Genomic DNA, 25,083 nt, shown 5'->3' with positions numbered 1-25,083 from the left:
TGACGCGGGGCCGACGGCCGATTCCTAATCGATGACGCCGAAGGCTCGGCGAACCCGGTCGACGCCCGCGATGGCGCGCCGGCCGATCGAGCGCACCGCTCGTGGCAACGGCAGCTTCGCCGCCGCCGCCCGGGTGCGCCGGAACCGAGCGGAGCTGTGCACCTCGCGCCGCAGTGCTGCCTGTCGAAGCTCGCGCGCCCAACTGCGGGTCACACGTTCGTCGTCGAAGCGGCGTGCTGTCCGCACGGCACGTGCCCGCATCCGCGCGACGCGCTGCGGAGACATCCCCCGCAGACGGCGGATCGCGCGGGCGAGTCCGTCGATGTCGCCGGCCGGCACGAGGAAGCCGTTGCGACCGTCGCGGATGAGATCGGCGGGTCCGTAGGGGATGTCGTAGGCGATCGGCAGGCAGCCGGCGGCCATCGCCTCGACGAGCACGAGCGGCAGCCCCTCTGAGTGCGAGGTGAGCAGTAGGAACGACGCGCCGGTGAGGTGTTGCCGCGCATCGGGGTCGAATCCGTGGAGCTGCACCGCGGCGGCATCCGTGATGCGTCGTTCGAGTGCGCGGCGGCTCTCGCCGTCGCCGTAGACGTCGAGGCGAACGCCGGTTCCGGAGTGCGCGTTCGCCGCCTGAACGGCATCGATCGCGTGTGACACGCGCTTGCGCCGGGTCAAGGCGGCGAGCACGATGCCGCGGGCGGGGTCGCGAGGCACCGACGCCGCTCGAACCGGGATCGGCCGGGCGTTCGGGATCACCGCCAGGTGCTCGCTCGGTCCGACGATCCGCTCGACGTCGACGCGCTGGCGCTCGGAGAGGAGCACCACGAGGTCGAAGTCGTCGAGGCGGTCGAAGACCTCGCGCCGCGAGCGGCGTATCGGATGCTCCGCACCCGCCGCGGCCCGGTGCGATGCGTGCACCACATGGGCGGAGATGACGTGGGGCCGATGGTAGTCGAGCATGAATGGCGCGATCGTCTTGCTGTCGACGATCATGAAGCTCGCTTGGTGGTCGGTCAGGGCGTCGAGCCACGCCCGGTACAGGGGCCAGATGTGCCGCCACGACCGCACGGGTCGTCCATCGGCGTCGCACAGCACGACGGATCGCCCGCCGAGCGCCCCGCGAACTCGCGTGTCGCGCCGGTCGGTCAGGAGCAGGGTGCCGTCTTCGCGGTAGTGATCCACTTGGAGTACGTGCCCGTCGGCGTCGAGTCGCGCACGACTCATGACGGCGTCCCCGTGTCGCCGCGTCTCCGACGCGTCGCTCGCCTCGAGCGGCGTGAACAGGTCGTGGTCCAGCTGCAGCGAACCGCCCGGCAGCGGATGCCCCCGCAACCAGTCGTACAGGTTCGCGATGCGCACCCCGTGGTCAAGTGCACCGCGAGTGCGCAGCTCGCGCTCGAGGTCTGCAGTATCGGGCCGGGCGTCGAAGGTCAGCACGTCGACAGGCACGCCGCCGATGCGGTGGAATGCGGCCGATCGACGCAGCATCGCGTCGGTCATGCCCCCGAAGGTGTCGGGGATCGACCAGGTGACGGCGAAGTGCCGGCCTTCCGGCATGCGGACTCGAGCCGCCCGGGGCTCAAGTGAAGTGCGCCCGACAGACATCCGTCGAGCCTGGTCCGCCCGGTTCCCGGGCTCCTGAACGTTCAGCCGGTCACCTCGGCCAGGAAGTCGAGGGTCTCGACGAGCGCTGCCTGTGCGTCTTCGGAGTCGAGATGGAACTGGTACTCGTGCGGGAGTGCGGGCTCGTGGTCGGCAGGCCAGAACAGCGAGGTGACGTCGACTCCCAGCTCATCGAGGCGGGCGTCCATCGGCAGAGACTGGATCCAGGTGAGCGCGTCGCCATTGCCGCCCGAGATGTAGGTGGTCGGGAAGTCTGCCGTCACGAAATCGATCGTCGACATCGTCGTGCCCGACGAACGCTGCGACCAGTCCTTGGTTCCCGTATAGCCCCAGAGGGCGACCTTGAGTCCCCATGCCCCGATGCCGGTGAGCTCCGACATCGCGTCGAGATCGTAGACGCCGCAATTGAGCACCACACCCACGAGCTGGTCGGCGTCGAGTGCGGGATCGATGCTGAGGAGTTCGGCGTAATCGGAGTTCGTCGAGAGCGCTGCAAGCTGGCTCGCGAGCTGCGCGCCGGCCGAATCGCCCGCGAGCACGATTCGGTCGGGGTCGATGCGGAACTCCTCGGCGCGAGCGTCGAGGGTCGCGAGCGCATCGTTCAGCTGGTGCACCGCGATGGGATAGGTCCCTTCGGGTCCCAGCGTGTAGTTCAGCCCCACCGTCGTGTACCCCTCGGCGGCGAGGATGCGCAGATAGGGGTCGACATTCGTCGAGTCACCGGCGATCCACGCTCCACCGTGCACCCACACGATCGTGGGCAGCGGATCGTCGCCGTCGTCTGGCGAGAAGACGTCGAAGGTCATTCCGGCGTCGGCAGCGTCGCCGTAGACCGGAACCCCGAGCTGTTCAGTGAGCTTCGTGTCGGGAACGTACTTGTCCATCTCCGCCGCGGTGTTGGTGCCGCCCTTCTCGAACACGGCCCGGATCACCATCGCCGACGGCCACGGCGTGAGGGTCAGCACGAAGGTGATCAGGAAGCCGATCACGGCGATGCTCGCGACGATGGCGATGATGCGCCGTTGCCGATTGGTCAGCCAGATTTCGTTGCCCCACGACGGCAGCGTGTTGCGTGTGTTCTTCGACGACACTCGATCCCCCTCGATATCGGTCCTCGCCATCCTGTCGGGAATTCCGCCGCCGACGTGGGTGGCACACCGGCGCTCAGCGCGTTCGGTTTCGTCATATGCCGCGTTCGTTCGTGAACGCGGCCCGTTCGGTTTCGTCATATGCCGCGTTCGTTCGTGAACGCGGCCCGTTCGGCTTCGTCACATGCCGCGTTCATGAGCCGTTCAGGCGAGCGTGTTCGGCTAGCGTTCATGCCTGACGCCCGGTGCTGCGCGTCCACCACCGATCGATGGGACGAATCGTGACCACCCGTACGGCCGAGTACCCTCGACCGGACCACTTCCTCCTCCACATCAGCGACACTCACGTGCTCGCGGGGGGTGGCATGCTCTACGACCGGGTTGCGAGCGAGCAGCACCTGCAGACGCTCTTCGACGAGTTCGAGGCATCCGGTGCCCGGCCAGAGGCCATCGTCTTCACGGGGGACCTCGCAGACAAGGGCGAGCCCGACGCCTACGATCGCATCCGCCGCATCGTCGACCCCGTCACTGAGCGGCTCGGCGCCCAGGTGATCTGGGTCATGGGCAATCACGATGACCGCGCCGCGTTCCGGCGGGGGCTGCTCGACGAGCCAAGCAGTGGCAGTGGCAGTGGCAGTGGTGGTGGGGTGCGACCCGTCGACCGGGTCGATGACGTCAACGGGCTCCGCGTCATCACCCTCGACTCCACGGTTCCGGGCCACCACCACGGCGAGATCGCGCCGGCACAGCTCGACTGGCTCGCCGAAGAGCTCTCCATCCCCGCGCCGCACGGCTCGATCCTCGCGATGCACCACCCGCCGGTGCCGAGCGTGCTCGACCTCGCCGTGGCGGTCGAGTTGCGCGATCAGACCGGTCTCGCCGAGGTCGTCGAGGGCAGCGACATCCGCTCGATCATCGCCGGTCACCTGCACTACTCGTCGACTGCGACGTTCGCGGGCGTGCCGGTGTCCGTCGCCTCGGCCAGTTGCTACACGCAAGACCTCAATGTGCCGGTCGGCGGCACGAGGGGCCGCGACGGCGCCCGGGCCTTCAACCTCGTGCACGTCTACCCGACGACGGTGCTGCACTCGGTCGTGCCGCTCGGCTCGTTCCCCGCACTCGACTGGATCGACGCCGGCGAGAGTGCCAGGCGCCTCGACGCGTCAGGCATCGGCATCGCGGATGCCGCGACCCCGCCGGTGCCGAAGGAACCGCCGTTCACCATGCCGATCCCGGTGCTCGCCGGCTGAGTCGCCGCTCTCCGGATTCCCGTGCGACCTTCCCGCGATCGTGCCGGAGTGTCATACTCGGACCACTTCTCCCGACCGCAGCGGCCCTTCACGTCGCGTGAGGCGAGCCGACCACGGGAGGTGGCGTATGAGCACCGAACTCGCCGCGATCATCGGGGTGGCGTTGATTCTCGCCGACCTCGCCATCCGCATCGCCGCACTGATCATCGTGCCTCGGGGGCGCAAGCCCACCGCGGCGATGGCCTGGCTGCTGGCGATCTTCCTGATCCCCTTCGTCGGCATCCTCTTCTTCCTGCTGATCGGCAGCTCGAAACTGCCGAAGAAGCGACAGGAGAAGCAGCGGGAGATCAACGCGATGATCGCTGCGAGGGCCGAGGGTCTCGACCTCGCACCCGACCGGGCGACGTGGCCCGACTGGTTCGCCTCGATCACGGAGCAGAACCGGGTGCTCGGCGCCCTGCCAGCGCTCGGAGGCAACACCGCCCAGCTCATCGGCGACTATCGCGGATCGATCGACGCGATGGCTGCTGACATCGACACCGCCACCCGGTTCGTGCACGTCGAGTTCTTCATCGTCTCGTTCGACGAGACGACCAAGGGCTTCTTCGCGGCGATGGAGCGGGCCGTGCAGCGCGGAGTCACGGTTCGCGTGCTGCTCGACTACATCGCCTCGAACAAGGCCGCGGGCCACGATGAGACCTACGCCGAACTCGACCGCATCGGTGCGAAGTGGAGCTTCATGCTGCCCGTTCGCCCGCTGAAGGGCGAGTACCAACGGCCCGACTTGCGCAACCACCGCAAGCTCGTCGTCGTCGACGGGCTCGTCGGCTTCATGGGCTCGCAGAACCTCATCGACCGCAGCTACAACTCCAAGAAGAACCTGAAGCGGGGCCTGCAGTGGCAGGAACTCGTGGCGCGCGTGACCGGGCCGGTCGTGACGGGAATCAATGCCGTCTTCCTCTCCGACTGGTACCTCGAGACCGACGAGCTGCTCGGCGATGAGGAGAACGTGCCGGCCGCAGCGGTGCCGGCGGACTCCTCGCCCGATGCCCTCGTGTGCCAGGTGGTGCCGAGTGGCCCGGGGTACGACGCCGAGAACAACCTCCGGCTGTTCCTCGCACTCATCAACTCGGCGCAGCGACGAGCCATCATCACGAGCCCGTACTTCGTGCCCGACGAGGCGATGCTGTACGCGATCACCTCTGCCTGCTACCGGGGGCTCGACGTGCAGCTCTTCGTCTCGGAGGTCGGCGACCAGGGTTCCGTCTGGCACGCGCAGCGCTCGTACTATCGAGCGTTGCTGCGCGCGGGTGTGAAGATCTGGCTGTACCCCGGCCCGTACATCCTGCATTCGAAGCACCTCTCGATCGACGACGACATCGCCGTGATCGGGTCGAGCAACATGGATATCCGTTCCTTCAGCCTGAACTCCGAGATGATGCTGCTCGTGCGCGGCGCCTCGTTCGTCGACCAGATGCGCGACGTCGAACAGGGCTATCGCGACGCCGGCCGGCAGCTCACCCTCGAGGAATGGGATCGGGAGCCGGCCTCGGCGACGTTCCTCGACGGGGTCGCCCGCCTCACCTCCGCCCTGCAGTAGCCGCCTGCAGCGCTTCAGGCGATGAGGTCGGGCGTGACGGATGTCGCGGCATCGACCTGCCCCGAGGCATCCGTCGCCGCCTTCTCCCACGGGGCCGGGAACGGGAAGTAGCGATCGAGGAACTCGATCACGGCCGCCGTGCGCTCCTCTACTGAGATCTCGGGGAAGCTGCCGTCGTTCAGGCAGAACATGTCGTGGTCGCGGCGCTTCAGGAGCTGCTTCATCGCAGGCAGCGCCTGGCGCAGCGTCGTCTCGACGTACTTCACCCGGGCGTCGGTCTGCACGACGGCATGCCCGGTGACGAGCGAGTAGTAGTGGTACAGCGAGTTCGTCACCGAGATGTCGGTCGCCGAGCGGAAGCGACTCGCGGCCGTGCGCCGGAACTCCTCGGGGAATGCGGCCTCGAGCTCGGCCATAACGCTCTTGCGGAGCGGCGCGGCACTGTGTTCGAGGTGCCGGGTGGTGACCTTGCCGAAGCGGTCGCGCAGGAGCGCCCGATTCACGCGTGCCGCGTTCTCGAACCCGCTGCGGCCGGGGTGGGTCGAGCCCAGCCCGATGCGGGTGGCCGCTTCGACGAACTTCGTGATGCCACCGGGTGAGAAGAACAGCGATGGGCTGATTGGCCGGCCGAAGAACATGTCGTCGTTCGAGTAGAGGAAGTGCTCGGCGAGTCCGTCGATGTGGTGCAGCTGGCTCTCGACGGCGTGCGAGTTGTGCGTCGGCAGCACGGAGGTGTCGGCGAACATCTCTTCGCTGCGCACGATCGTGACCTTCGGGTGCTTCGCGAGCCAGGCGGGGGCGGGGGAGTCGGTCGCGATGAAGATGCGCCGTACCCACGGGGCGAAGAGGTGCACCGATCGCAGCGCATACTTCAGCTCGTCGATCTGCCGGTAGCGCGCCTCGGAGTCATCGCCCTCGCCGACGACGTAGCTCTGCATGCGCTTCGCACGCTCGCGGATGAACTCGTCGCTCGACCCGTCGACCCATGAGAAGACCATGTCGATCTCGAAGTCGATGTCGCTCGCGAGCGACTCGAACATGTGCTCGAGCGTCGGCCAGTCGCGGCCGTGCAGGTGCACGACGTCGTCGGTCGTCTCGGAGCGCTGCAGGGTGCGGCGCATCAGGGCGTTCTCGACGGGTGCTTCGATGGTGTCGTCACCGAACCGCCAGAACTCGATCTGCACCGCCGTCTCGCTGCCGTAGCGGAGCCGCCCGATCGGCTCGATGCGCGGGCGGTAGACCCGCAGCACTGTGGGCTTGCGCCCGGCCGAGAGGCGGCCGTCGGCGAGCAGCACGGGATGGGTGTCGGCGGCGTGCGCCGGGGCGAGGGTCGCGGCGTAGAACGGCTCGTCGGCGAACGACTCGGCGAAGGCCCGGGCGACCGCCTTGCGCTCGCCGCGGTCGACGGCGATGACGGGCCGGTCGTCGTTGCCGCGCACGAGCAGGAACGGGATCTTGGCGGCATCCAGCGCTTCGCCGACGGCGAGCAGGTCTTCGACCATCGACTCCTGCGGGGTCATGTGGCCGTTCCGCAACGCGTACTGGCCCTTGCGCATGACGAGGTCGTCGCGATCGAACCGGGCGACACGATTCGCGGATGCCACGAGTACGAGTTCGGACGCGTCGGAGAGCCGCATCGGCGGGGCGGGCGTCGCTTCCCTCCTCGCGAACGCGTGTCCGTCGTGCAGCTGCCGGTCAGGGGTTCGATCGCGGTCGGGTCTCGTCACGGAGCAGTGGCCTCCAGGGGTCGTGGGGAGTGCGCGATTGCGCGGTGCTCTGATTGTACGCAGCGCGGCGGCGTGCGCCACTCTTCCCGTTCTTCGCTCTTGACAGCATCCTGTCAATTGGGGCAAAATGACAGCATGCTGACAAACATCGACGCGAACGAACAGCTCGTGGTGCTCTACACGACGGGCACCATGGCCGACTGGGAGTACGGCTATCTCGCCGCCGGTCTGGGCATGGCCGGAGGCGCGATCAGGCTCGTCACCGCGGGTGAGACAGCCGCCGAAGTCGACACGATGGGCGGGCTCCACGTGAGGCCTGATGTCGCGCTCGCCGAGCTCGACCCCGATCGCATCGCGCTGCTGGTGCTCCCCGGCGCCGACACCTGGGCCGAGGGGCACGATCAGGTACTCGCGCTCGCCGTGAGTCTCGTCGAGTCGGGCACTCCGGTCGCCGCGATCTGCGGCGGCACGCTCGGCCTCGCCCGGGCCGGCCTGCTCGACGAGCGGCGGCACACGAGCAACGCTCCCGACTTCCTGGGTCTGGCCGGCGAGTACGCGGGGGCGGCGCACTACGTCGATGCGCGCGCCATCGTCGACGGTGGCGTGATCACCGCGGGGGCAACCGCCCCGATCGAATTCGCCAAGGCGGTCTTCGAAGTACTCGACGCCATGCCGCAGCCGGTGATCGACGCTTGGTACGGCCTCTACACGACTGGCGAGCGTCGATATTACGACGCTCTCGTCGGTGCCGAGTGATGGCAGGCCGCAGCCCGGCGGGTGACGCGCTCACCGAACTCGTGCTCCCGGTGTTCGAACTGAACGGCGAGTTCCTCGACGCCGCCCGCGACATCGCGGGCCCCGCCGGCCTCACCCCGGCGCAGTGGCAGGTGCTCGGCGCGACTCTCGACGAGGGGCTCCCGGTCGCCGAGATCGCCCGCAGGGTCGGGCTCGGGCTCGCCCGGCAGAGCGTGCAGCGCACCGCCGACCTCCTCGTCGAGCGCGGCTGGGCCGAGTATGCAGAGAACCCGCGACACCGCCGGGCCAAGCTGCTGCAGCCCACCGCCGATGGGCGTGCGGCCGTCACGCGCCTTGGCGCGGCCCAGCACGCGTGGGCCGACGCGGTCGGTGCGGTCGTCGGGGTCGAGGAGTTGCAGGCCGCCCTCGCGACGCTGCTGCGCGTCATCGCCGCGTCGCGGCGGGTGCGTGGAACGAGTGGAGGGAATCCGCGCTGAGTGGACCGGCGCCGCTGACGCTGCACGCCTCACGAGGAATGACCGGGAGCTCCTGTGGGAGCGACAGATCCTGAACCCTGCCGCGTTCTACGACCACCAGTAGGAGCGAACACGGATGACGCCGTGTGACCCCGGATTGAGGCGTGTGACGGCCGGTTCCCTCGTGTGACAGCGGTCATCGCGGCATCCGTTCGGCCTCCCTAGCGTCGAGGCCAGGAGGTCGAAACATGACGCGACTCATCATCGGCGCAATGGTTAGGGCCATCGGCGCGTACCCCTCGGGCTGGCGGTACCCCGGCGCCCATCGAGACCCCGGCGCCGATGCCGCCGTGCTGCGGCGCGCGGCCGAGGTGGCCGAGGCCGCCCGACTCGACTATCTCTTCTTCGGCGACTGGCTCGCCACCGGGCACGACCTCGAGTTCCGCGACCCGTACCTCGTGGCCCGCATCGACCCGATCTCAGCGATCACCTACCTCTCGGGCATCACCTCCCGCATCGGGCTCATCGCCACGGCGAACACGAGCTACTCCGACCCGTACACGCTCGCGCGGGCGACGGCGTCGGTCGACCTGCTCTCGGGCGGGCGAGCGGGCCTCAACCTCGTGACGGGGGCAGAGCCGCGCGCCGCCGGCAACCACGGTCTCGACTTCCACGCGGCGAACGAGTCGCGTTACGACCGCGCCGTCGAGTTCGAGCTCGTGCTGCGTCGTCTCTGGGACTCATTCGAAGACGATGCGATCGTCGCGGATGCCGCGAGCGGCGTGTACCTCGACCCGCAGAAGCTGCACGCCACCGACTTCCACGGTCAGCACCTCAGCGTGACCGGCCCCTTGAATGTCGCGCGACCGGTGCAGGGACACCTGCCGATCGTGCACGCCGGCACCTCGCCGCGGTCGCGGCTGTTCGCCGCGCAGAGCGCCGACCTCGCGCTCGTCGCGGTCAGCGGCCTCGAGCACGCGGTCGCGATCCGCGAAGAGCTGCGCTCGCTCGCCTTCGAGTCGGGTCGTGACGACCGCACGCTGAAGGTCATCGCACCCGTGCTGCCGATCGTCGGGCAGACCCGAGAGCACGCCCAGTCGATCGCCGACGAACTCAGCGAGCTCGTGCAGATCGCCGAGGACTGGCCGGGCGGCCCGCCTGTGGCGTTCCCCGCGAACCGCTCGCTCGCCCAGCTGTCGACGCTCGTCGGGGTCGACCTCGCCGGGCTCTCGCCTGACCGTGCGGTGGCCCCCGCGCTCGTCGCCGAGTTCAGCGCTCCGGGGCAGGAGCTCGTCGAGATCGTCGCCGAACGCACCGGTCGCAGCCCCAGCGGCGAGCGCCCGCCGACGCTGCGACACCTCGTGGTCGCCGCATCCGTGAACGCCTCGATGATCGTCGGCACCGCCGAAGACGTCGCCACCGAGTTCCAGGCGTGGGGCGACGCCGGAGCCGTCGACGGCTTCAACGTGCTCTCCGCGGTGCAGCCCCAGCAGTTCGAGGCGTTCGCGCTCCAGGTCGTGCCCGAACTGCAGCGGCGGGGCGTGTTTCCCACCGAGTACGAGGGCGAGACGCTGCGCGACCACCTCGGCCTCGATCGCCCCGACAACGTGCACGTGACGCCGGGTGACGCGGCGTTGCACCCCGTTTCACCCCGTGACCGTGCGGGTCGCAGCTCGGTTGATGCTGCGCCGCGGCATCCGTAGTTTCGAGCGCACGCCCTCACCAGGGGGCCCGCGCGATCCGTTCCCGACCGAAGGAAGACACCAGATGCCAACGCCACGCACCTGTCGCCCCAAACCCAGGCTCGGGCCCGTCGCTCCTCAACCCACGGGTGCGGCAGGTTTCCGACTGTGTCGCGCCGTGACGGTTCGCGTCGGCAAGGGGTTGAGGAGCGGCTCAGGGGGTCCGAAATCTCGACGAACCACGCATTGAGGAGCCGCGTGATCGCCGCCGAGACCGCCGCAGTTCGCGTTTCGCGCGCCCAGGTGACGGCGGCGACGGATGTCCCTCCGCCCGCGCCACTCGGCCCGCTCGCGGTGCTCGCCGACGCCCGACTCGAAGTTCCCGTGCTCGGCGGCGGGCGGGTGCGTCACGTGAACCTCGACGTCGCGGCATCCGCTCCCGCGTTCGAGGCCGTGGCGCGACATGTGACGCGGGTGTTGCCGTACTACGCGAGCGTGCACCGCGGTTCGGGCTACCCGTCGCAGTTGTCGACCTCGCTCGTCGAAGACGCTCGCATCACCGTCGCCCGGCATGTCGGCGCCGGTGACGACGACCTCGTGGTCTTCACGCGCAACACGACCGATGCGCTCAACCTGCTCGCCTCGGCGATTCCGGGCGACACCGTGGTGCTCGACCTCGAGCACCACGCGAACCTGCTGCCGTGGCGATCGCGCCGGGTCGTCGTCGGGCAGCCGACGCTCGACGCGACGATCGACGCGCTCGAGGCCGAACTCGCACGATGTCCGGCGGCATTGCTCTCGGTGACGGGCGCCTCGAACGTGACGGGCGAAGTGCTGCCCATCGCGCGGCTCGCCGAGATCGCCCACACCCACGGAGCCCGAATCGCCGTCGACGCCGCGCAACTGCTGCCGCACCGCAGGATCGACCTCGCGGCATCCGACATCGACTACCTCGCCTTCTCAGGGCACAAGGCCTACGCGCCGTTCGGTGCGGGCGCCCTCATCGGCCGCGGCGACTGGCTCGACGAAGCCGCCCCTCATCTCGCCGGCGGGGGAGCGGTCGAGGCCGTGAGGCTCGACACTGTCGAGTGGAAGCGCGGGGCCGAACGCCACGAGGCCGGCACCTCGAACGTCGTCGGCGTCGCGGCACTCGCCCGCGCGCTCACCGAGCTCGAGCGGATCGGCGAGTCTGCCAGGCTCGAGCACGAGGCCACGCTGACCGCTCGCCTGCACGACGGGCTCGCAGCGCAGCGCGGCATCCGGGTCATCCGCGGCTTCGACGATTCCGCAGCCTCGCCCGCCGACCGGCTCGGCATCGCGACCATCGAACTCGAGCGCGGCTCGGTCGGCCTCCTCGCCGCGGCGCTCGGCGCCGAGCACGGCATTTCGGTGCGCGCCGGCCGCTTCTGCGCCCACCCCTTCTTCGAGCGCGCGGCGACGCGCACCAACGGCCTGCGCGCGAGCCTCGGGGCCGGCACATCGGCCGACGACATCGACCGCTTCCTCGACGCGCTCGCACGGCTCATTGCCGACGGGCCGGCGCACGTCTACGACACGTCGCCTGCGGGCTGGTGCCCGCGGGTCGACGACCGGCCATGGCCGAGTCTCAGCGACTGACCCACGAGCCCACGTGAGTACCCCGTCACCGTTCGGCGTCCAAGCGTGCGGGCATCGATTCTGCGGCGTACCGTTGAAGCGGGAGCTGTCGATGGACCGCGATCGCGCACGTCTTTCCGCCCGCCGCGACGAGTTGCGGCGAGTCGTCTATGGTGCGCCCGGTGGCCACGAGTCGGACGCAGCGACCGAGCTGGTCGCCGTTGAAGAGGCGCTCGCGCAACTCCGAGCGACGCAGGAGGCTGCGGCCGACTCGACCGTGGACGCCCGCTTCCCGACGGTGACGGCCGAGACCGCGGTCACCATCGAGTCGGGGGTGTCCAGGCGGCTCCGCGGATGGCGCCGGCCCGCGCTCGCTGTCGCGGCGGTCCTCGGTGTCGGCGTCGCTCTCGCCATCGCGCTCGGCCCTGCGATGGACCTCATCGCCCCGCCGCGAGGACTCGAGGTGTTCGATCGGGTCCGCGACGACGTCGACGCGGGGCCGCGGGCCTTCGTGGCGGTGCTCGGCGCGGACGCCGTGTCGAGCTTCCGCAGCATCGGACGTGCCGCCGACCACGACGTGTGGGTCTTCCGCGACGGCAACGAGGTCTGCATGATCGCGCAGACGCAGCACCGGAGCAGTTGGGGCGCGAACTGCGTCAGCGAGACGGAGTTCGCGCGCTCGGGAATCCGTCAGTTCATCAGCTACGACGAGCTCGGCGATGAGGCGCGGCCCGCGGGACTCGACCCGGCGAGCGCCGTCGCGCTGATCTGGACCGATCGATCCGCCACCGTCGAGTGGTCGATCGTGCCGCGCTCGCACGCGACGACCGACGGCGTCTGGGTCTGGGTGCCGATCTTCGCGGGCGGAGGTACGGCGCCGATGACGTACGAGGAGTGGTCGTCATCCGGCTTCGCGGCCCGCTCGGGCGATTCGTAGACGGTGACGGTGACGGCCACCGAGACGACCGCGGCAACGGGGATCCCGCGCGGGCGTGAACGATTGGGGCGACGACTCGTGGCATCCGTCGCCGAATCGGTGTTCCGCTCGCGACCGCGATGCGCCACACTGAGCGCATGGGATCAGCGTTGACCACCATCGGATTACCCGTCGCCCTCGGCATCATCATGTTCGGGCTCGGCCTCTCACTCACCCCGGGCGACTTCGCGCGCGTCGCGAAGCATCCGAAGGCGGTGATCATCGCCTTGCTCTGTCAGCTGTTGTTGCTGCCGGCGATCTGCCTCGCCCTTGTGCTGGCCTTCCGGCTGCCGCCCGTGCTCGCCGTCGGCATGATGCTGCTCGCCGCGTCGCCCGGCGGCACGACCGCGAACCTCTACAGCCACCTGTTCCGTGGCGATGTCGCGTTGAACATCTCGCTCACCGCGATCAACTCGGTGCTCGCGGTCTTCACCCTGCCGCTCATCACGAACCTCGCGATCGCGTACTTCCTGCCGGGCGACGACACTCTCGGCCTGCAACTGGCCAAGACCGTGGAGGTGTTCGCGATCGTGCTGCTGCCGGTCGTCGTCGGCATGCTCGTGCGCTGGTGGCGACCGGCCTTCGCCGACCGCATGGACAAGCCCGTGCGCATCGCCTCCGTCGTGATCCTCGTGATCGTCATCGCCGGCGCGATCGTCTCGAACCTCGACCTGCTGCTCGAGAACTTCGGCAGCCTCGCGGTCGTCACGGTGCTCTTCTGCCTCCTCAGCCTCACGGTCGGCTTCCTGGTGCCGCGCATGCTCCGGGTCGATCGGGCGCAATCGATCGCGAGTTCGTTCGAGATCGGTATCCATAACGCAACGCTCGCGATCGTGATCGCCCAGACGGTGATCGGCAGCGTCGAGATGAGCCTGCCTGCGGCCGTCTACGGGGTGCTGATGTTCTTCGTCGCCCTTGCGTTCGGATTCCTGATCCGAGGGCGCGGAACGGCACCTGATCGAGCGGATGCCGCGGCGACGACGGTGTCCTCGGCGCGAGCGGGTGGGCGACCACCCGGGGACTGAGCCGCGACGGCGGCGGGAGCGCGCCCCGCCGTCGCCATCGCGAGGCAGGAGATGGCGAGCGAAGAGGAGCTGGAACGTCGCCGAGACGAACTGCGGCGGATCGTCTACGGCACTCCCGGTGAGCCGCCCGCCGGAATCGGCGACGAGCTCGCCGAGGTGGAACGGGAGCTTGCGGAGCGCGGGGTCGACGATCGCTCGCATGTCACTGAAGCCTCGAACTCCCCGGACGGCCCCGAGACCCCGGAAGGGCTGAACTCCCCGGTCGCGTCGGCGCCCACCGTTTCGGGGGACGCCCGCGCGGCGGAGATCGCCTCGACCGAACTGACCGTGCACGAGCATGCGCCGATTCCGCCCGGTCGTCGTCGAGAGACGCGTGCGCGCGCGCTCGCCGTGGCCACCGGGGTGCTCCTGGTCATCGCGGGCGGTTGGACGGTACTGGGACCCGTGCGGGAGTCGCTCTCACCCGCGCGAGGGCTCGGAGTGTTCGACCGGGCGCAGAGTGCCGATGAGCAGGAACTCGCCGGGGAGGTCGTCGCGGGTACGGAGCTCACCGATCGCGATCGCGGCGGGCTCCGCACCGTCGGCATCGCCGTCGGACACGAGTTCTGGGTCGTGCGTCATGACGACCGGGTGTGCATGCTCTCGCGCCGCGAGTTCTTCTTCGACTGGGTCACGACGTGCACGTCGCTCGAGGCCTTCGCGAAGCACGGCCTCGAACGGCGCATCTCGGCCGACGATATCCGTGACGGCGCCAGGCCTCCCGACGTGAAACGAGACGACGTCGTGATCGTGACGTGGGGGCCTCGATCGATCGACATCGACTGGCACGTCGAAGCCGATTCGTAGACTGGGAGGCGCGCACGGAGGGGGATGCATGCAGCCGCTGGTCGAGAACGAGGTTCGCTCGTCGCTCGGGAACGCGAATGCCGCCGAGCTCGAACAGCTCTCGCTCCCTGTGCGGTTCTTCATCACCGAGTGGGCGCCGCTCGACGCCTTCGCATGGAGGGACCCGCGCATCCCTTCGCGCGGCTACCTCGTCACGGAACTCGAGGGTGAACCGGCGGGCATCGTGCTCCGGGCGGCGGAACGCACCGGTTCCCACCACCGCGCCGCCATCTGCAATCTCTGCCACACGCAACAGCCCGGCGATCAGGTCGAGCTGTTCTCGGCTCGGCGCGCAGGGGCCGCGGGCGAACGCGGCGACAGCGTCGGCACCTACATCTGCGCCGACCTCGCCTGTCAAGAGACGGTGCGGCTGGGCCGTCCGCCGGCGCCGTCCGAGGTGCAGCCGAGCGCGCACGAGCTCGAGCGCATCGAGGGACTGGCCCGTCGCACGCGAGCGTTCGTCGCCGACGTGCTCGGGGTGGGCTGAGGCCTGTGACCCCGCGGCCAGCGGCCCGTGGCCTTGGCGCGAAACTCGCGGGCCGGCCGATCAGGCGTCAGCGCGCGGCATCCGGAGCCACAGGCTCGAGCGTCGGCCGCTTGGCGGTGCGACCGTCGCCCGAAGAGCGGCCGGTGAGGCGTCGGCCGATCCAAGGCAGCACGAACTCCCGGTAGTACGCCGCGGTGTTGCGGCTCTTCGGGCCGGCAGGCGCGGCCGCGACCTCTTCGACGCCCCACTTGGCGGGCACGGCCACGCCGAGACCGGTCAGCACATTACTGGCCACGCGCGCGTGCCCGAGCGGATTGAGGTGCAGCTTGTCGGGCGACCAGTAGCGGATGTCGCGGAGCACACGATCGTTGAAATTGTCGACGAAGGTGACGCCGGGCTCGTCGGCGAGGTCGACGAGGGCTGCGGTGAGCCGGGCGCCTCGGGCGTCGAACACTCGCCCCATCGGGAGGTGCTCGGTGGGGTTCGCGCCGCTCAGCATGAGCACATGGATGCCCGCTGAGCGGATGCGCTGGATCGCGTCGCGGAAGCGGGACGCCGTGACCTGCTCGTCCATGCGAGGGCGCAGCATGTCGTTGCCGCCGCCGTTGAAGCTCAGCAGCTCGGGGCCGAGCGCGATCGCGGGGTCGAGCTGCTCGTCGATGATCGGGCCGAGCTTGCGCCCGCGAATCGCGAGGTTCGCGTAGCCGACCGGTTCACGGGCGGCCGCCGCGAGACCGAGCGCGACGAAGTCGGCCCAGCCGCGTGTGGAGCCGTCGGGCAGCTCGTCTCCGACGCCCTCGGTGAAGCTGTCGCCGATCGCCGCATAGGAGTGGAACATGCGTCAACGCTAGCGTGCAGGCTTGCCCGCTGAGCCTGTCGAAGCGGGCGAGTGGGCAGCGCCCGCCGACGAGCTCAGGGCGCGCCGCCTTCAGCGCGCCTCGTGCTCGCGCTCGAGCTCGCAGTCGGCACCGGGGTAGAGCAGTGTCTCGTGCCCGTCGTCGAACCGCACGAGGTAGGGCGGGCCTCCGTCTTCGCCGCGCACCTCGAGGATCTCGCCGCGGCGCACCGCCTGACCGACCTGCTTGCCATGAATGACGAGGTGTTCTCCGACGGTTGCTTGCATCGCGTCCTCCTCCGGATCACTCCAGCGTACGCCGGGCGGTCGCGGTGCGGAAGGTGTCGGACGATCGGTGCGGCGGGCGGCCGAAGCGCGGACGTGCGGCCCTTGACGTCGCTGGAGCCGAATCCATACGCTCCAAAGTACGTCCACGGAAAACCCATTCCGATCCGGGTCCCGCGGACGCGTGTCGTCTCCGGCGGCATGTCGAACTCAAAGGGGAGCAACAGATGACCGAAGTCTCGAAGTCACCGAATCGCCGTCGTCGCATCACCGTCCTCGCCGCCGCAGCGGCACTCGCCGTGGCAGGCCCGCTGGCCGCGGGTTCGCCCGCCCTGGCCGACGCGAATTTCCCATCGCCCAACGGCAACACCAACATCGCCAGCATCGCCACGTACGCTGACCTCATTGCCGAACTGGATCGACTCGAGCGCACCTCGCGCTTCGGCGTCGAGGTCGCCACCCTCGCCGAGATCGGCACCGAGATCTCGACCTCGGAGCAGGGCCGCGATCTCTACGTCGCCACCGTCGGCGATGGACCCGAGGCGGTTTGGCTGCAGGGTCGCATCCACGGGAACGAGCCCTACGGCACCGAGACGCTGCTGGCCGTGCTGAAGGACCTCGGCACGAACGGCTCCGCCGACTGGGCGCTGCTGCGCGAGAAGTACACGTTCCACGTCATCCCGATGTACAACCCCGACGGATCCGAGGCCAACATCCGCCAGACCATCCTGCAGGACGGCTCCGAGACCAGAATCGACCTGAACCGCGACTGGGGCGACAACCGGTTCGTCGCCGCCGAGTCCGAGGCGTACTACGAGTACTGGACGATGGTCGACCCCGCGTTCGCCGTCGACATCCACCACCAGGGGCTGAAGACGGAGTACGGCACGGGAGACAACGTGACGCTGTCGCTCGGTATCTCGCTGGCTCCCGGCGGGCCGACCCTTCCGGGCATCGAAGGAGGCGCGTACGACACGCTGACGCGGCAGATGCACGTCCACGTGTACGACGAGCTCGCCAAGTACGGGTCCATCAATATGGACCGCTACCAGGTCGGCGGAAGCCTCGAGATCGACATCAAGGGCGGCGTCGTCTCGGCGATGATGCTCGGGTACGACTACAAGGGCCTCAACCCCGAGGGCCACAGCAACCCGGCGGTCTTCTTCGAGACGAGCGGCAACACGAGCGACGGCAGCCTCGGACAGAAGGCCCGCGGCAAGTCGATCCACCAGAACGTGCTCGCGTTGACGGAACTGCTGGTCGGCATGGCAACGGGCGAGGTCGCGCAGGAGGACCCCGCGCGCTGGGAGGAGATCCCGCACGCACCCGTCACGGGCTACCAGACCGACGACGGCGTGATCCCGGCCGGCTGAGTTCGCCCGGTCGCTGAATCGCGAGCGGCGGCAGGTCTCCGGTGATGCCGGGTGGCCTGCCGCCGCTTCGGTGTTCTCCGACGGTTGCTTGCATCGCGTTCTCCTCCGGATCCCTCCAGCGTACGCCGGGCGGTCGCGGTGCTGAAGGTGGTGCGGAGTCAGCGGGGGCGCGGATTCGCCATGCGATTCAGGGCTCTGCGATTCATGGCCATGAAGAGGCGGTTCTTCTTCGTGTTCTGGAAGGCGGCGCATCGCCAGGTCGCACCCTCGCGCACCATGACGAAGGTCTGCACTTTGTCGTGCCGGATGCGGGCGCCTTTGCCGATGCCGCCGTCGGTGAGCACGACGGCGACGTCGGGGCCGACGAATCGCAGGTCGAGCACCTGCATGGACATGCGGGTGCCCCGTTGCCACTTCGCGAACACGGGAACGTGCGCGCGGCGGATGGCGTCGCGCCCGAGGTCGTGCAGGCCGGCGAAGATCACGTAGCTCGCGTCGTCGGTGAACTCCGCTGCGTAGGCGTTCGCGTCACCCGATTCCCATGCGGCGCGGATGCGGTCGAGTGCAACGAGGACGCCGGCGTGATCGGTTCTTGTCGAGGTTGGGGTCGAGTGCTCGTTCATGAGGCCAGCATGACATGCAATACGCATTAGTGCAAGATGCACTAATGCGTATTGCCGTCCACCGGATAGGCTGAGGGTCATGATCAGCCGAGACCAACTGCAACGAGCAGATCGCGATCTTCCGGCGCTCGCAGTGCTGGCGCTGCTCAGCCAGGGTCCGCGGCACACCTACGACATGCATCGCTTCATGGTCGACACTCGCAAGGACTTCGTCGCCGGCCTGCCCCGGAGCCTCTACCACGCCGTCGGCAAGCTCGAGAAGTCCGGTCTCATCGCCGAGGTGGGCACTGAGCAGTCGGCCGGTCGGCCGGAACGCGTGCGCTACGACATCACCGACGCGGGCCGCGCCGACCTGCGCCGGAGGGTCATGCTGCTGCTCGCCACGCCCGAACCCGACGCCACGCTCGCCTACGCCGCGCTCTCGTTCATGGGCGTGCTCGGGCCCGACGAGGCGATGGCCGCCCTGCGTGCGCGCGTCGCCGCGATCGAGCTGAAGCTCGCCCGGCTCGCAGGCGATCTCGCCGAGGCGATCAACGTGCCCCGCATCCTGCTCGTGGAATCCGAGTTCGAGCGGGCGAGGCTTGCCGCCGAGCGTGAATGGATCGCGGGGCTCGTCGGCGAACTCGAGTCCGGCGAGCTGAAGTGGCCCGACCTCGCTGAACTGCCGCCGCCACCCGGCTGGTGAGTCCGTGACGACTCTTCCCTGATCGGGTTCGCGGGCCTAAGGTGGCCAGAGTGGGTCGAGCGTCCCACTTCGGGCGAACGGATGCCGCGGCATCCGCTGACCGTGAACTGCCGACGAACAGCGAGGTTCCCATGGGCGTTGCCGCCGCCTCCAATCACACGGCCGAGCTGCCGCCGTTCCCCCAGGGATTCCGGTGGGGCGCCGCCACGGCCGCGTTCCAGATCGAGGGCTCGACGAGTGCCGATGCCCGCGGCGAATCGATCTGGGATGTGTTCACGCGCACCCCGGGCCGCGTGCTCGAGGGGGCGAACGCCGAGGTCGCCGCCGACAGCTACCGGCGTTTCCGTGACGACGTCGCGCTGCTCGCGGAGCTCGGCGTCGACGACTACCGCTTCTCGATCGCGTGGCCGCGCGTGCAGCCCGGCGGCACCGGCCCGGCCAACGAGGCAGGGCTCGACTACTACGAACGACTGGTCGACGCGCTGCTCGCCGCCGGCATCGCGCCTGTGCCGACCCTCTACCACTGGGACCTGCCGCAGCCCCTCGAAGACGCCGGCGGCTGGCTCAACCGCGACACCGCCCGACACTTCGCCGATTACACCGAGCTCGTCGTCGAACGGCTCGGCGATCGCGTCGGCCGCTGGATCACCCTCAACGAGCCCGCGATGACGACCCTGCAGGGCTACGCCCTCGGCACCCAGGCCCCTGGAAACGCCCTCATGATGGGCGCCCTGCCGACCGCGCATCACCAGTTGCTCGCCCACGGCCTCGCTGTCGCGGCTATCCGTGCGCGGAGCAGCGCCGAAGTCGGCATCACGAACAACCACACCCTGGTGGTGCCGGCGACGGATGCCCCGGGCGACCGGCTCGCCGCCGGTGCGTTCGACCTCGTGTACAACCGCATCTTCGCCGACCCTGTGCTCACCGGCGCCTACCCCGACCTCTCGGGATTCGGACTCGAATCCATGCCGGGCCTCGAAGACGGCGACCTCGACGTGATCGGTGCGCCGCTCGACTTCTACGGGGTCAACTTCTACAACCCGACGCGGGTCGCCGCGGCATCCGCAGACTCCGAGTTCGCCGTCGCCGGCCTGCCGTTCGAACCCGTCGAATTCGATGACGTGCCCGTCACCGGATTCGACTGGCCGATCGTGCCGGCGGCCTTCACCGACCTGCTGGTCTCGCTGCACGACGACTACGGCGACCGGCTGCCGCCGATCGTGATCACCGAGAACGGCGCCTCGTTCCCCGACGAGCTCGTCGACGGCGCCGTGCACGACGAGCAGCGCATCGCGTATCTCGACGAGCACATCGCCGCGGTGCGTCGCGCGATCGAGTTCAGCGTCGACGTGCGCGGCTACTACCTCTGGTCGCTCATCGACAACTTCGAGTGGGCCGAGGGCTACACGCAGCGGTTCGGGCTCGTGCACGTCGACTTCGCGACGGGCGTGCGCACGCCGAAGGACTCGTACGCCTGGTACCGCGAGCTGATCGCGCGCGAGCGCGGGCATCACCTGCCCTGACGCGCACGCGCGAGACGGGGTCAGTCGACGGCGAGGAGCGCCGCCCAGAGGTCTGCGCGCGCATGGAAGCCCGAGAGGTCGCGGCCGAGCAGCCGCTCGGCGTGCGCGATGCGGCTGCGCACCGTGTGCCGGTGCACCCCGAGCGCCTGCGCGGTGGCGTCGTATAGGCCGCCGTGCTCGAGCCACGCTCGCGCCGTGGCGAGCAGGGTGGTGCCGGTCGCGGCGTCGTGCTCGGCGAGCGGGGCGAGCGTCGCGAGTGCGACCGCGCGGGCGTCGGTGCGGGCGAGGAACGCGAGCACGCCCTGACGGCTGATCTCGTCGAACAGCACGACGCCCGAGCCCGATTCGCGGGCGCGTTCGAGCGCCCGCAGCGCCTGCTCGTGGGCGACCGCGATGCCGCCCGCGCCGACCGGGTCGGAGAGCCCGACGGGCAGCTCGAACTCGGTCGCGAGCTCCGCGGCGAGCGCGGCGTCGGACTCCTCGAGCACGAGCACGAACTGCTCGTCGTCGCGGCCGAAGAAGAGCCGGCCGCCCCGCTCGTCGACCCGCAGCTCGAGCAACTCGGTGAGGCGGTCGACGCCCGTGAGCGGGGCATCCGTCACCGCGATGCGCACCGGCGCCACCGGAAGCGGCCCCCACATCTCGGTCGCGACCCGTTCGGCGAGGGCGGTGTCGCCCGCGAGGATGCCGCGGAGCAGGCCTGAGCGCAAGTGACCGCGCGCCCGGTCGAGGTCTCGGTTCTGCTCGAGCGCGAGCCCGGCGAGGGCGATCACCGAGGTGACGACCTCCCGACCGGCCTGGTCGAGCTCGGCCGAGTCGCCGATGGCGAGCACCCCGCGGAGCGCTCCGCCACTGCCGAGCGTCTGCAGCGTCATCCGTTGCGGTGAATCCGTGGACTCGCCCGCCCGCAGTGCACGGCTGGCACGTTGCCCGCGCCGCAGCATCGAGCGCGCCTCGCCGACGACTTCGCCGAGCAGCGGCTGGTCGAGCCCGCCCGACGGCGCCTCACGGTCGAGGGACCCGGTCGCGTCGATGAGCCCGACCCAGGCGCCGATGCGGTGGGAGAGCTCGACGAGCGTCGCGGAGAGTCCGTCAGGTCTCAGGGCAGCGAGCGAGATCGCGCGTTGCGCGGCGAATGCCCAGGTGCGGCGCGCGTTGGCGTCCTGCGCGATCAGATCGGCGACCCTGCGGACGATCGCAATGAACGGCACCCGGTAGGGCACCTCGAAGAGGGGGAGGCCCTGGGCGGCGCAGGCTTCGGCGAGCGACTCGGGGGTGCCGGCGCGGATCACCTCGGTGCCGAAGCCGAGGGCCGCGACGCCCGTCTCGAGCAGTCGTCGCACGTAGGCTGCGGCGAAGTCGGCCTCGGCATCGTCGCCGAACTGGGTGCCCGTCGTCAGCAGCACGTGTCCGGCGTCGAGGAACGGGGTGGGGTCGGCGAGGTCCGAGCTGTGCGCCCAGACGACGGGTGCTGCGAGAGCACCGTCGGGAAGGTCGGAGACCGGGGTGAGCAGGCTGAGCGCGAGCTCGGGCTGGTCGAGCAGGGTCTGCACGGTGGGCTGCACGGCGGTCTCCTCTTGTTCCGTCGGTCGAGTAGCGACGGAGGAGCGTATCGAGACCCGTCGCGGGACCCTCGATTCGGCCCTGGCGGGCCTACTCGGTCAGCGGACGCACGGTGTACATGGTGTCCAGCAAACTGTTTCCGAGTGTACACACGGGCGCTGAGGCATCCGCGGGTCGCGACCTAGCATGGCCGCAAAGCCACCGTCGTCACCTCGAATCGGAGCACCCATGACTCTCGTCGACACCCCGGTCCACCCGGCCACCATCGCCGGAGGGCCCGCGCTCGCACAGGAGCGCCGTCTCGTCACCGCCATCCCCGGCCCGCGCTCGCAGGAGCTCATGGCCCGCAAGGCCGAGGCCGTCGCCTCGGGGGTCGGCACCACCATCCCCGTCTCCGTGGTCGCCGCGGGCGGCGGCGTCATCGTCGACGCCGACGGCAACTCGCTCATCGACCTCGGTTCTGGCATCGCCGTCACCGGTGTCGGCAACGCCAACCCCCGCGTCGTCGAGGCCGTCACTGCGCAGCTGAACGCCTTCACCCACACGTGCTTCACCGTCGCGCCCTACGATTCGTACGTCGATGTCGCCGAAGCCCTGAACCGCCTCACCCCCGGCGACCACGTCAAGCGTTCGGCACTCTTCAACTCGGGCGCCGAAGCCGTCGAGAACGCCGTGAAGATCGCCCGGCACTTCACGAAGAAGCAGGCCGTCGTCGCGTTCGACCACGCCTACCACGGCCGCACGAACCTCACGATGGGCCTCACCGCGAAGAACATCCCGTACAAGAGCGGCTTCGGACCTTTCGCCTCCGAGGTGTACCGCGCCCCGCTCAGCTACCCGTTCCGTGACGGCGGACTGAGCGGTGCGGATGCCGCGGCTCGCGCCATCTCGGTCATCGAGAAGCAGGTCGGCGCCGAGAACCTCGCCGCGATCATCATCGAGCCGATCCAGGGCGAGGGCGGCTTCATCGTGCCTGCCCCCGGGTTCCTCCCGGCCCTCGTCGAGTGGGCCGCGGCGAACGACGTGGTCTTCATCGCCGACGAGGTGCAGACCGGGTTCGCCCGCACGGGCGCCTGGTTCGCGAGCGAGCACGAGGGTATCGTGCCCGACCTCGTCGTCACGGCGAAGGGCATCGCGGGCGGCCTGCCGCTCTCGGCGGTCACCGGCCGCGCCGAGATCATGGACTCCGCGATGGCCGGGGGACTCGGCGGCACGTACGGCGGCAATCCGCTCGCGTGCGCCGCCGCGCTCGCGACGATCGAGACGTACGAAGAAGACGACCTCATCGAGCGTGCCCGCGAGATCGGCGCCGTGCTCATCGGCCGTCTCAACGCACTGCGCACCGCCGACCCCCGCATCGGTGACGTCCGTGGCCGCGGCGCGATGGTCGCGATCGAACTCGTCGACCCAGAGACCGGCGCGCCCGACGCGGCGCTCACGAACGCGGTCGCCAAGCACGCCCACGCGAACGGCGTCGTCGTGCTCACCTGCGGCACCTACGGCAACGTCATCCGATTCCTGCCGCCGCTCACCATCTCCGACGAACTGCTCGTCGACGGCCTCGGCGTCGTCGCGGAAGGACTTCGACAGGCTGAGGGAGCCCTTCGACAGGCTCAGGGAGCAGTGACGGCATGACCGACCTCCTCGCGACGACGACGTCGACCGCAACGGATGCCGCCGCTTCGACAGGCTCAGCGAACACCGCTCGCCCGGCTGCTGCGGCCGCGCACATCGCCACCCCGCTCACCGACGCGCGTTCGCAGCTCGCCGAGGCGATCTCACTGCTCGGCTACACCGATGGCCTGCACCAGATGCTCGCGACCCCGCGCCGCGAGCTGAGCGTCGCCGTGCCGCTGCGCATGGACTCGGGCGAGAGCCGTCTCTACCTCGGCTACCGCGTGCAGCACAACTTCTCGCGAGGTCCAGCCAAGGGCGGCCTGCGCTACGCGCCGAGCGTGAACCTCGACGAGGTGCGGGCGCTCGCGATGTGGATGACGTGGAAGTGCGCCCTGCTCGACGTGCCGTACGGCGGCGCGAAGGGCGGCGTCGCGATCGACCCCCGCGAGCACTCCATGGCCGAGCTCGAGCGCGTGACCCGCCGCTACACGAGCGAGATCCTGCCGATCATCGGCCCGGAGCGCGACATCCCCGCGCCCGACATCGGCACCGACGAGCAGACCATGGCCTGGATCATGGACACCTACTCGGTGAACATGGGCTACACGGTGCCCGGCATCGTGACCGGCAAGCCCATCTCGCTCGGCGGATCGCAGGGGCGGGCTTCGGCGACGAGCCGCGGGGTGACCCACATCGCGCTCGCGGCGCTGCGGCACACGGGCATCGAGCCGACGCGGGCGACCGCCGCCGTGCAGGGCTTCGGCAAGGTCGGTGCGGATGCCGCGCGGTTCCTCTCCGAGGCCGGCGTCTCCGTCACCGGGGTGAGCGACCAGTACGGTGCGGTGTTCAACGCCACCGGCCTCGACGTCGAATCGCTCACCGCACACGTGCGGGCGACCGGATCGGTCGTCGGCTTCGCGGGCGCTGAGGCGCTCGACGGCGCGGCGCTGCTCGCCCTCGAGGTCGACCTGCTCGTGCCGGCCGCCGTGGAGGGCGTGCTGCACGAGGGCAACGCCGGGGGAGTGCGTGCGAAGGTCGTCGTCGAGGGGGCCAACGGCCCGACGACCCCGGGCGCCGACCGCATCCTGCGCGAGGCCGGCGTGCTCGTCGTGCCCGACATCCTCGCGAACGCGGGCGGCGTCATCGTCTCGTACTTCGAATGGGTGCAGGCGAACCAGGCCTACTGGTGGCGCGCCGACGAGGTCGAGTCCAGACTGGAGGAGCGGATGCTCAGTGCGTGGCAGCACGTGCTGGGCTACGCCGAGGCGCGGGGGCTCTCGCTTCGCACCGCCGCAACGGCGCTCGCCGTCGAACGCGTCGCCGAAGCACACAAGCTCCGCGGCCTGTACCCCTGATAGGAATCGAGTTGCCCGACTTCGGCCATACTTGGGCAACTCGAGAAGGAACTGACCACGAGTGAACGGAACAG

Annotated in this window: 22 protein-coding genes; 15 read left to right on the top strand and 7 right to left on the bottom strand. The window is 69.7% G+C overall.

The genetic code is table 11. The annotated features are described in order from the left end of the window. Positions 1-24 precede the first annotated feature (24 nt). Positions 25-1,557 carry a glycosyltransferase gene (locus tag AC1C2U_RS07480; protein ID WP_495361116.1) on the bottom strand — a complete coding sequence of 511 codons (1,533 nt, stop codon included), beginning with the start codon at positions 1,555-1,557 and terminating at the stop codon, positions 25-27. Between the two features lie 89 nt (positions 1,558-1,646). Beyond that, complete coding sequence (locus AC1C2U_RS07475) at positions 1,647-2,714, bottom strand: alpha/beta hydrolase (protein WP_495361115.1); 1,068 nt, start codon at positions 2,712-2,714, stop codon at positions 1,647-1,649. 278 nt (positions 2,715-2,992) lie between these two features. Between AC1C2U_RS07475 and AC1C2U_RS07470 the strand changes: the two genes are divergently transcribed. Together AC1C2U_RS07470 and AC1C2U_RS07465 are read left to right on the top strand one after the other, a co-directional pair. Beyond that, positions 2,993-3,961, top strand: coding sequence for a metallophosphoesterase (locus AC1C2U_RS07470; RefSeq protein ID WP_495361114.1), 969 nt, complete (start codon positions 2,993-2,995; stop codon positions 3,959-3,961). Between the two features lie 127 nt (positions 3,962-4,088). Further along, positions 4,089-5,561, top strand: coding sequence for a phospholipase D-like domain-containing protein (locus AC1C2U_RS07465; RefSeq protein ID WP_495361113.1), 1,473 nt, complete (start codon positions 4,089-4,091; stop codon positions 5,559-5,561). 14 nt (positions 5,562-5,575) lie between these two features. Here the strand turns inward: AC1C2U_RS07465 and AC1C2U_RS07460 are convergent, their stop codons facing one another. Beyond that, the gene (locus AC1C2U_RS07460; protein WP_495361959.1) at positions 5,576-7,198 is read right to left on the bottom strand and encodes a stealth family protein; all 1,623 of its coding nucleotides are present in this window, start codon (positions 7,196-7,198) and stop codon (positions 5,576-5,578) included. A gap of 225 nt (positions 7,199-7,423) precedes the next feature. On the opposite strand from AC1C2U_RS07460, the gene AC1C2U_RS07455 reads away from it, so the two are divergent. The 8 genes from AC1C2U_RS07455 (at position 7,424) to AC1C2U_RS07420 (ending at position 15,150) form a co-directional block, all read left to right on the top strand. Beyond that, entirely contained in the window at positions 7,424-8,044 is a 621-nt protein-coding gene (locus tag AC1C2U_RS07455; protein WP_495361112.1) for a DJ-1/PfpI family protein, read from the top strand. Beyond that, complete coding sequence (locus tag AC1C2U_RS07450; protein WP_495361111.1) at positions 8,044-8,520, top strand: MarR family winged helix-turn-helix transcriptional regulator; 477 nt, start codon at positions 8,044-8,046, stop codon at positions 8,518-8,520. The genes AC1C2U_RS07455 and AC1C2U_RS07450 overlap by 1 nt, the downstream gene beginning before the upstream one ends. A 227-nt stretch (positions 8,521-8,747) precedes the next feature. Next, positions 8,748-10,202 carry an NtaA/DmoA family FMN-dependent monooxygenase gene (locus AC1C2U_RS07445; protein WP_495361110.1) on the top strand — a complete coding sequence of 485 codons (1,455 nt, stop codon included), beginning with the start codon at positions 8,748-8,750 and terminating at the stop codon, positions 10,200-10,202. Positions 10,203-10,439: 237 nt separating this feature from the next. Further along, the gene (locus tag AC1C2U_RS07440; RefSeq protein ID WP_495361109.1) at positions 10,440-11,798 is read left to right on the top strand and encodes an aminotransferase class V-fold PLP-dependent enzyme; all 1,359 of its coding nucleotides are present in this window, start codon (positions 10,440-10,442) and stop codon (positions 11,796-11,798) included. Positions 11,799-11,889: 91 nt separating this feature from the next. After that, the gene (locus tag AC1C2U_RS07435) at positions 11,890-12,714 is read left to right on the top strand and encodes a hypothetical protein (RefSeq protein WP_495361108.1); all 825 of its coding nucleotides are present in this window, start codon (positions 11,890-11,892) and stop codon (positions 12,712-12,714) included. A 119-nt stretch (positions 12,715-12,833) separates the two neighbouring features. Then, on the top strand, positions 12,834-13,778 hold the full coding sequence (locus AC1C2U_RS07430) for a bile acid:sodium symporter family protein (RefSeq protein WP_495361107.1): 945 nt from the start codon (positions 12,834-12,836) through the stop codon (positions 13,776-13,778). 51 nt (positions 13,779-13,829) lie between these two features. After that, entirely contained in the window at positions 13,830-14,624 is a 795-nt protein-coding gene (locus AC1C2U_RS07425) for a hypothetical protein (protein ID WP_495361106.1), read from the top strand. A 28-nt stretch (positions 14,625-14,652) separates the two neighbouring features. Beyond that, positions 14,653-15,150 carry an FBP domain-containing protein gene (locus AC1C2U_RS07420; RefSeq protein ID WP_495361105.1) on the top strand — a complete coding sequence of 166 codons (498 nt, stop codon included), beginning with the start codon at positions 14,653-14,655 and terminating at the stop codon, positions 15,148-15,150. Positions 15,151-15,217: 67 nt separating this feature from the next. Here the strand turns inward: AC1C2U_RS07420 and AC1C2U_RS07415 are convergent, their stop codons facing one another. Both AC1C2U_RS07415 and AC1C2U_RS07410 read right to left on the bottom strand, forming a co-directional pair. Continuing rightward, the gene (locus AC1C2U_RS07415) at positions 15,218-15,988 is read right to left on the bottom strand and encodes an SGNH/GDSL hydrolase family protein (RefSeq protein WP_495361104.1); all 771 of its coding nucleotides are present in this window, start codon (positions 15,986-15,988) and stop codon (positions 15,218-15,220) included. Between the two features lie 90 nt (positions 15,989-16,078). Further along, entirely contained in the window at positions 16,079-16,273 is a 195-nt protein-coding gene (locus AC1C2U_RS07410; protein WP_495361103.1) for a DUF1918 domain-containing protein, read from the bottom strand. 224 nt (positions 16,274-16,497) lie between these two features. On the opposite strand from AC1C2U_RS07410, the gene AC1C2U_RS07405 reads away from it, so the two are divergent. Beyond that, a complete protein-coding gene (locus AC1C2U_RS07405) occupies positions 16,498-17,643 on the top strand; it encodes a M14 family zinc carboxypeptidase (protein WP_495361102.1) in 1,146 nt (381 codons plus the stop codon). A gap of 158 nt (positions 17,644-17,801) precedes the next feature. Here the strand turns inward: AC1C2U_RS07405 and AC1C2U_RS07400 are convergent, their stop codons facing one another. Then, entirely contained in the window at positions 17,802-18,266 is a 465-nt protein-coding gene (locus AC1C2U_RS07400) for an SgcJ/EcaC family oxidoreductase (protein ID WP_495361101.1), read from the bottom strand. Between the two features lie 79 nt (positions 18,267-18,345). Here AC1C2U_RS07400 and AC1C2U_RS07395 point away from each other — a divergent pair, with 79 nt between their 5' ends. Both AC1C2U_RS07395 and AC1C2U_RS07390 read left to right on the top strand, forming a co-directional pair. Next, the gene (locus tag AC1C2U_RS07395) at positions 18,346-18,951 is read left to right on the top strand and encodes a PadR family transcriptional regulator (protein WP_495361100.1); all 606 of its coding nucleotides are present in this window, start codon (positions 18,346-18,348) and stop codon (positions 18,949-18,951) included. 50 nt (positions 18,952-19,001) lie between these two features. After that, on the top strand, positions 19,002-20,474 hold the full coding sequence (locus tag AC1C2U_RS07390; RefSeq protein WP_495361098.1) for a GH1 family beta-glucosidase: 1,473 nt from the start codon (positions 19,002-19,004) through the stop codon (positions 20,472-20,474). A gap of 20 nt (positions 20,475-20,494) precedes the next feature. Here the strand turns inward: AC1C2U_RS07390 and AC1C2U_RS07385 are convergent, their stop codons facing one another. Beyond that, positions 20,495-22,039: a PucR family transcriptional regulator gene (locus AC1C2U_RS07385; protein ID WP_495361097.1), complete on the bottom strand. Its 1,545-nt coding sequence runs from the start codon at positions 22,037-22,039 to the stop codon at positions 20,495-20,497. Between the two features lie 226 nt (positions 22,040-22,265). Here AC1C2U_RS07385 and gabT point away from each other — a divergent pair, with 226 nt between their 5' ends. Both gabT and AC1C2U_RS07375 read left to right on the top strand, forming a co-directional pair. Next, positions 22,266-23,672, top strand: a complete 1,407-nt coding sequence (gabT, locus tag AC1C2U_RS07380; protein WP_495361096.1) for a 4-aminobutyrate--2-oxoglutarate transaminase — start codon at positions 22,266-22,268, stop codon at positions 23,670-23,672. Next, on the top strand, positions 23,669-25,009 hold the full coding sequence (locus tag AC1C2U_RS07375) for a Glu/Leu/Phe/Val family dehydrogenase (RefSeq protein ID WP_495361095.1): 1,341 nt from the start codon (positions 23,669-23,671) through the stop codon (positions 25,007-25,009). Before gabT ends, AC1C2U_RS07375 begins: the two co-directional genes overlap by 4 nt. Positions 25,010-25,083: the final 74 nt, after the last annotated feature.

Source organism: Agromyces sp. Y575 (assembly GCF_059445445.1).
This window is presented reverse-complemented; position numbering and strand designations above follow the sequence as displayed.